Source organism: Bradyrhizobium sp. UFLA05-153 (assembly GCF_054185185.1).
On sequence record NZ_JBBIAM010000217.1, the window covers coordinates 1 to 7,856 of the forward strand.

The 7,856-nt window shown below is 58.1% G+C and carries 5 protein-coding genes and 2 pseudogenes; 3 read left to right on the forward strand and 4 right to left on the reverse strand.

What is annotated here, in order from left to right; all coding sequences use genetic code 11:
* A pseudogene (locus tag Q2941_RS49570) lies at positions 1–148 on the forward strand (IS3 family transposase); the annotation flags it as partial.
* Positions 149–470: 322 nt separating this feature from the next.
* Here the strand turns inward: Q2941_RS49570 and Q2941_RS49575 are convergent.
* The 3 genes from Q2941_RS49575 to Q2941_RS49585 form a co-directional block, all read right to left on the reverse strand.
* Positions 471–1,382, reverse strand: coding sequence for an SDR family NAD(P)-dependent oxidoreductase (locus Q2941_RS49575; protein WP_458197242.1), 912 nt, complete (start codon positions 1,380–1,382; stop codon positions 471–473).
* A gap of 422 nt (positions 1,383–1,804) precedes the next feature.
* Entirely contained in the window at positions 1,805–2,872 is a 1,068-nt protein-coding gene (locus tag Q2941_RS49580) for an ABC transporter substrate-binding protein (protein WP_458197243.1), read from the reverse strand.
* Positions 2,873–3,424: 552 nt separating this feature from the next.
* Complete coding sequence (locus Q2941_RS49585; protein WP_458197244.1) at positions 3,425–4,705, reverse strand: CaiB/BaiF CoA transferase family protein; 1,281 nt, start codon at positions 4,703–4,705, stop codon at positions 3,425–3,427.
* A 564-nt stretch (positions 4,706–5,269) separates the two neighbouring features.
* On the opposite strand from Q2941_RS49585, the gene Q2941_RS49590 reads away from it, so the two are divergent.
* Positions 5,270–6,061: an SDR family NAD(P)-dependent oxidoreductase gene (locus Q2941_RS49590; RefSeq protein ID WP_458197245.1), complete on the forward strand. Its 792-nt coding sequence runs from the start codon at positions 5,270–5,272 to the stop codon at positions 6,059–6,061.
* 169 nt (positions 6,062–6,230) lie between these two features.
* The gene (locus Q2941_RS49595; protein WP_458197246.1) at positions 6,231–7,370 is read left to right on the forward strand and encodes a M14 family metallopeptidase; all 1,140 of its coding nucleotides are present in this window, start codon (positions 6,231–6,233) and stop codon (positions 7,368–7,370) included.
* A gap of 57 nt (positions 7,371–7,427) precedes the next feature.
* On the opposite strand, the pseudogene Q2941_RS49600 reads toward Q2941_RS49595, so the two are convergent.
* Positions 7,428–7,685, reverse strand: a pseudogene (locus Q2941_RS49600) (transposase); the annotation flags it as partial.
* Between the last annotated feature and the right edge of the window lie 171 nt (positions 7,686–7,856).

The window sequence follows — 7,856 nt, forward strand, 5'->3', positions numbered from 1 at the left end:
ATGGAAAACGCCCTCCGAGTTCGCCTTCACCTATCACCCGCGCCGGGATCTGGCGCTGCGCTATGCCGATGGCTCCGAGCCAGCTCCCGCCGCTCCCACCGCCCAACCGGGCAAATCCAATGGCCCGAGCGAACTCAGGACTGGATAAAACTTGGGGGCAAGGTCAGGCGCAATGATCGAGCGGCTTAGTTCGCACCTTCCTTTCGGCACGAAAATCATCGAGCTATCGTCCTAGCACATTGGGCGGGTCCGCATCTACGCGGAAATCGGCGTTGTTCAGCGACTTAGCGCCAAGGCTACGAGCCGCGCAGTTAGCACTGAGTTGATTTGCGCAGATTGGCAACCGCCATCGAGTTCACCTAGGTAACTACAAGGTCACGATGCGCGACTTCAGCAAGTGCATTCGGGGGAGGCCGCTACTTGAACTAGTAAGAGGCTCCGATGCTTTTTAGGTTCAATCATGGAAGCCCTCAGATCGGGTCCCAACAGAACACGTCGGCTGAGCGTTCCAACCCATAGAAGCTCGCCTTCAACGCTGGCAACGCCTGCAGGGCGACGGTTTGTGGCGTCCAGCCTTCGCTGCGATGGACCGAGCGCACAGGACGCGGTTGGCTAATCAGGAAGATCTCGTTGTTGCGCACCGCAAAGATCTGGCCCGTGACGTCCTTTGCCGCGTCGCTCGCGAGGCACACCGCAAGGGGCGCGATCTTTGCGGGCGTCAACTGTTTCAGGCGCTCGACTCGAGCCTGCTCCTCGAGCGTCTCAGTCGGGATCGAGCCGATCATGCGGCTCCACGCGAACGGCGAGATGCAATTAGAGCGCACATTGAATTTCTGCATGTCGAGCGCGATCGACTTGGACAGCGCTGCGATGCCGAGCTTCGCGGCCGCGTAGTTCGCCTGGCCGAAGTTGCCAACTAGCCCGGAGGTTGAGGTCATGTGGATGTAGCAGCCGGACTCTTGCTCCTTGAAATGGGGCGCGGCGGCGCGGCTAACGTAGAAGGTGCCGTACAGGTGCACTTTAATGACGGAATCCCATTCTTCCGCGTTCATCTTGTGAAAGAAACGGTCGCGCAGGATGCCGGCATTGTTCACGATCACATCGATGCGCCCGAACGCGTCCAGCGCGGTCGCCACGATGCGCGCAGCGCTAGCTTGTTCGGATACGCTGTCGGTGCTAGCGACTGCCTGCCCACCGAGCGCCCTGATCCCGTTTACGACCGATTGCGCCGGGCCTTCGTTCTGGCCCTCCCCCGCGACGGACGTGCCGATGTCATTTGCGACCACCTTCGCACCCTCGCGCGCCATCGCGAGTGCCATGTCACGCCCGATGCCGCGCCCTGCCCCCGTGACGACGACAACTTTGTCCTGCACAATGCCCATAACGATAGCAATCCCGATTCGATGCGCGACATTTTCGGCAGATCCATAATGCGCGTTGTCCAAACTCTCCTATGCAGCCTCTGTCTGCCCTGCCGGGAAAGATATAGGCTGGCGACAACGTGGAAAGACAGCATAGAGCGCGGCCAGAGCGATGAAACCCTGCGAAGAGACCAGCTATTTATGCAGAACTGAGCAGGAGGCGCGCGAAAGTTCAGGCGCATTACTCTGGTTTGACCAATTTCAAAACGGCGAGCCGTTGAGCGGCAACGTTCTCGCGGTAGGCCGGAGGGATGGACGCATCGAACGTGCGCAAGTCTTCACGTAGCTGGCGCGCTTGATGCCTCGTGACGACGAGGCGCTTGTCACGAGACTAAATAGTGGGAGCACCGACCATGGGCTGCTCCCAATGGATGCGGGGCGCGCTAAATCTTCGGTGCGATCTCCTGCTCGAACTTCTTGACCCAAGCGTCCAGTTGCGTGGACATATAGGCCCAGTCCGGTAAATAGGCGAATTTGTCGAACTCCTCTGGCGTAAACTGGACATGGACTACGTTCGAGCCAGGTTTTGCTTTCTGGTTGGCCGGAACATTGCCGACATATTGGTGAAACAGCTGGGAGCTGTCCCTGCTTACCATGAAATTGGCGAATTCCATGGCGGCTTTCTTCTTCTTCGAGTTCGCCATGATCACCCAACCCTCGACATAGACAGCAGCCTTCAGCGAAGGGTCCACCTTCGTCAACGGTTTGACGGGCACGGTTTTAGCAAGGGTACCAAAGCTAGCTTGAGAAGCGAAGGTGATGCACGTCTCGCCGGTCGTCATCGAATTGATGATGTCAGTGTTCGTCTGGTAGACTCGGCCGATATTGCCAGATGTGGCCAGTTCCTCGAGAAACTTCCAGCCGGGATCGAGGTTGCGTTCGTTCCCGCCACGAGCCAAGGCCAGCGCCACTGTCTGCATGTTCGTCTGCATGATTGGGCTCGGCCACGAGATCAGACCCTTTAGTTTGGGATTTAGCAAATCTTCGATGATCTTGATTTCAATGGGGCACTGGTCGGTGCGCACAAAAAAGAAGCTGGTATTCAGCGAACGCGGGACATTCTTTATGTTGCCCTTATCGTCCTTCGTCAGGAATTTCTCTGGCACGTCCGCGAGGCTCGGCACGTCAGCCAAGGTGACCGTCTCTGCCCATCCCTCTTTGACCATGGAGTAGAAAATAGGCGACCAGTTGTCGACAAGGTCGTAGGGCGAATTGGGCCATGTCGCCTTGAGCTTACCGAGGATAGCTGCAGCTCCGCCGGCATGCAGCTCCCAGGCGATGTCCGCCTTGTCCCATTTTGCCGCAACCTTCTTCGATCCTTCGATATACGGCGGCCCCCACTCCACGACTGTGAGCATTTCTTTCGCCCGTGCCTCAGGCGCGAAGGGCAAGGATGCGACAACGCCAAGCGCGGCCGCCCCTTGCAGGAGCTCTCTACGTTTGAGTTCCATTAACTTCTCCTGTCTTCGGCGCTCTCGCCGACAAATGCTTGTCGTACAGCTGAACTCCGCTAGGGCCAGCCTGACTCGGTCAGTCACACTATAAACGATGAATGTAATCGGTATTGAGGAGGAAAAAGCAGCACAAATGAAGCCCAATTAGAGAAATTCTGCGAAGTGAGGGCGCTTCGTCTTGGTTAAAGGGCGCAAGTGTACAATCAGTCATGCAATTGCTGAAGCGGAATTGGCGGCCCACTGCCGAACTCCGCTGAGCAGGCAGCTAAGGCGACTTCGCACCGGCTCTTGACCGGCATATTCACGCGGGCTTGTCAGGTGTGCATGTCGCATCGAACTGTGAACGATACGGCTCTCCAACGTCGCTTGGATCCGCGGTACCGCGATCGACAACTTCGGTTAATACGAAGTACTACAGCCGCCCGCTCTTGGTTGGCGTCGGAGAGCTCTGGTTTGCGATGCGCGGGGTCGCGCAGCTCGATTACCGCCTTAGGCATCGAGCCACGCATATTTCGCCCTCCTGCCCCGGAAACAGCGGGCGAATCGCTCTCACGGACCGATGGAACCCTCGCTACGGAGGCGGACGATCGATGCGGCGTCGTATCCGAGTTCTGAAAGCACCTGCTCCGTATGCTCGCCCAGCATGGGACCGGGCTTCGCAGATACCGTAAGGGGCTCGCCATCGATGTTGATAGGGCTACCGACCGTCCGAACCGTCCCGCACTTCTGATGCTCAAACTCGAGGATTAGGCGACGCGCGAGTGTGTGCGGATGATCCAGCGCGGCTCCAACGCTAAGAACCGGAGCGTTCGGAATACCCGCGGTCGCAAAGATCTCGCACCATTTCGCGACCGTCTTGCTCTTTAGACGCTCGACAAGCATTGATTCAATCTCCTCTCGTCGCTCGACACGAGCAGCGGCCTTGGCCAGCTGCGCATCTGCGGCAAGATCTGGCCGCTCGATAGCGCGGCACAAAAGCGGCCAGAAGTGATCACCATACACCCCAATAGCGATGTAGCCGTCGGCCGCCGGAAAGGCACCGTAGGGGACCGCCTTCGGATCGCCGGAGCCCACCGGCGGCAAGAGATCACCGTCAGCCAAATAGCGGCCAGCGAAATACGTGAGCGTCGAGAGGAGGGAATCGAACATGCTGAGATCAATGACGCACCCGCGGCCGGATTTCGTGCGGCCGATCAGGGCGGATGCAATCGCAGCAGCGCCGTAGATGCCAGCAAGAATATCCCCGATTGGCACACCGGCTCGGACGGGCGGTCGTCCCGGCTCGCCGGTCAGGCTCATGATCCCCGTTATCGCCTGCGCAACCAAATCGAACGCCGCCTGATCCCGCAAGGGTCCACTCTGCCCAAACCCTGAGATAGAGCAAATGATAAGCTTAGGATTGAGTTCGCGAAGGCGTTCATAGCCGAAGCCAAGCGATTCGAGCGTACCCGGACGGAAATTCTCCACCAGAACGTCTGCTCGCACTATCAGCTGTTCCAGGATATGCTTGGCCGCATCGCGCTTGAGGTCGAGGGCTAAAGCCCGCTTATTCCGATGCAGACCGGCAAAGTGATAGCTCTCGCCATTGCGGAAGGGATCGACCTTACGGCCCATATCACCAACACCGAGTCTCTCAACCTTTATAACTTCTGCCCCCAGATCCGCCAAGACGGTGGTGCAAAAAGGCCCTGCGAGAACGTGCGTGAGGTCAACGACACACGTCCCGTGGAGCGGCTGACGCATGATGTCTAGCGCACTTCGGTCCGTCGATGGCTGAAGTCTCCCCGGTTCAGCCCCTCGACTATCCGGCGTAGGTGACCTGCCTGCCATATTGCTCTCCCTCGATTTGAACGATTGCTGAGTGTAGAAGCGCACCTCATCGGATTTAATGCAATAAGGCGCCGATTTACGCCGAGATCCAGCGCTTGGACTGTCTTTTCAGTTCGATGGCGGTGAAGGGCATCATCCTCTTTCGTTTCGTCAATCGAAGGCTGTTTCGCATTGTGCGGCACAACGCCCTTGCCAGCTTGCCCTCGTTAAAACCCCACCCCAAAGCTCAGATCGCCTAATGATCCGCGGCCAGAAGAGCATGCGGATCAGATTTTTTTGGGGGGGGGGGGGGGAACTTCGCGCCTCCCTGATCGGCGCAGATTTTCGGCCCTATAGAACGAGAATTGGAGGAATTCGGCCTGAATACCGGTCTATATTGTTCGAGCCCTGCATCTCGAACTCGGGCTGCAGCCCGGCGCCAGTACGCGGCTCAATGTCGAGGCGTGGGCGATCCATCGCTCAAGCTGGCCTTCATCGCCGCCGACCAGCGACTGGTTGAGCGAGGCGCTGCAGCATCAGCCAGTGTGGCCGCGTCAGGTTATCTGAGTTCGAAAGGAGGAGAGCATGGCCAAGGTAGCGATCGTGACCGGATCGGCGACAGGGCTGGGTGCGGCCTGCGCGGTCGAACTGGCAAGCCGCGGCTGGAACGTTGCGATCAACTACACTAAGAGCAAAAAAGAAGCCGATGAGACCTTGGCCAAGGTAAAGGCCCTGGGCGTAGAAGCCATCCTGGTCCAGGCCGACATGGGGCAGGATGCCGATTGCCGCAGGTTAGCCGCCGAAACACTGCAAAAGTGGGGACGCATCGACGGACTGATCAATAATGCCGGCACCACCAAGTTCCAGAAGGAGGGTGACCTCCATGGTGTTGCGGCAGAGGATTTCGATCGCATCCTGCGGATCAATGTCGCCGGCCCGTACATGATGAGTCGAGCCGTGTGGCCGACCATGAAAAAGCAGTGGGACGAGAGCAAGGAGCGCGGTTCGATCGTCAATATCTCTTCGAACGCAGGCGCAACCGGCATAGGAAGTTCGATTCCCTACGTTGCCTCCAAGGGGGCGCTTAACACGCTCACGCTTGCGATGGCGCGATGGCTCGGTCCGGCAGTCAGGGTCAACACGGTGTGTCCCGGCTTCATTCAGACGCGCTGGCTGAAGGAGGGCCTAGGGCAGGCCGACTACGAGAAGATGAAGGAGGCACTGGAGCAGACCACGCCCTTGCGCCAAGCCGGAACGCCCGAGCAGATGGCTGAAGCCGCGCTGTTCTTTCTTACGAGTGCCTCCAACATCACCGGCGAGTTTTTACTCGTCGACGCTGGGAGCCACCTCGGAACCCTGCCGCTAAAAGGACGCTAGCTCAGTGCTGTACATTGCTCCCTAGGCCGGCCGTTGATCGGTAGCCTTAAGTGACTAACCACCTAAACGAGCGAGACGTCACGTCGTCAATCATTTGTACTGCTGTGCTGAGGGGCATGCCCTACTGCCAGTACCTCGTAGTTTATACGACCCCTCGAATGGAAAGCCGATGAACGACGCCATTGTCGACGCAGCGAATAGGCATTTCGCATCAAATTATTTCGACGCTCGTCAAAAATTTCGCGCCTATGTTGGCGAGGCAGCGGGTACCGAGTCCGAATTGTATCCATCGCCAGGCCGTGGCCCTTCTGGAGAAGCCCTCTCAACCGATGTCGCCTGGTTTGGTAATCGACATGCCCCAAAGGTGGGGATTATGGTATCAGCAACGCATGGCGTCGAGGGGTATTGTGGATCCGCAGCACAACTCGACTGGTTGGCCGGGCGTGGTTACGAGAATCTCAAATCTGATGAAGCGATGTTGCTGATCCATGCCCTCAATCCTTATGGGTTCGCGTGGGATCGGCGCGTCACGCACGAAGGCTGTGACCTCAATCGAAACTTTGTCGATTTCACGGTCCCCTTACCTCATAACGAAGCCTACGATCTACTTGCTGATAGTCTTGTGCCGCCTGAGCTGGACGGGCCAATATTCGCCACTGGCGAGGCAACCATAGAGAAGTTCCGTGTAGCACACGGCGAAATTGCTTTCCGAAAGGCTCGCACCAGCGGACAGTACCGGCATCCGACCGGAATGTTTTTCGGCGGCTTCGGCCCCAGCGTCGCACGTCAAACTCTCGAACAGATCGTCCTTGATTACGGTATCGAATCTCGTCGCTTTGTTGTCATCGTCGACTATCACACAGGACTTGGGCCCTACGGCTGTGGTGAGCTGCAGTGTGAGCAGGCATCAGGTATGTCAGGGTATCAACGTGCACGGGAAATTTTCGGTCCTTCGGTCACCTCGCCTGACCTTGGCACCTCATCGGCGGTCGCGCTTAGTGGCACTCAGGACGATTACTGGCAGCGGCTCCTCGGCGATCGGCACGTCTACGTATGTTTGGAGTTCGGAACGTATCCTTCGGAGGTAGGCAGAGCAGTATCGCGTGCTGACCATTGGCTTTACGCCTATCGCCAAACGGAAATTGAAACAGAGGTTGGTTACGAAATTCGGCGACGCGTGAGACAGCACTTCTATCCGGACAGAGCCGACTGGAAGGAGATGGTACTGAACCGGAGTCGCCAGGTGCAGCGGCAGATGACCGAAGGCCTGCGACTATGTGAACGCTCAGCCGTCGCCCAACCCACTTGACCTGCCAACAGAAGCAATAAACATCTCACACTGCGCTTGGGAATAAGTCGTCGTCCGTTAAGAAGCCGATCTGAATGCCGGCGCGAGGGCGAATGGTCGGCATAGGGCGAGCAAGATGAGGCGCAACAGAAGCCTCAGCCAGTCGAGGACGAGGCGGAGATTGTGGCCGACGGCGGTGAGGATGACGTTGGCAGCATCACCGTCGCGGCCCTTGAGATAGCAGCGGCCGAGGTGCCCGTCAGTTTTCATGTGACCGATGACGGGCTCGATGGCTGAGCGGCGCTTGAGCTCGCGTTTGATCACGCCGAAGACGCCACTATAGCGCGGCGATCTGGGTCGGAAGAGCGCGGCAATCAGGATGGTGAGTCAGTGTGTCGCGGCGTGATGATGATCGCCGCGATGATTGTCGCGCGCAAGAGCTTTGTTGGCCCTTGATTGTCGCGGAGCGTCAATCAGCGACGGCTTTGGGTGTCGCGTGCGATGGCG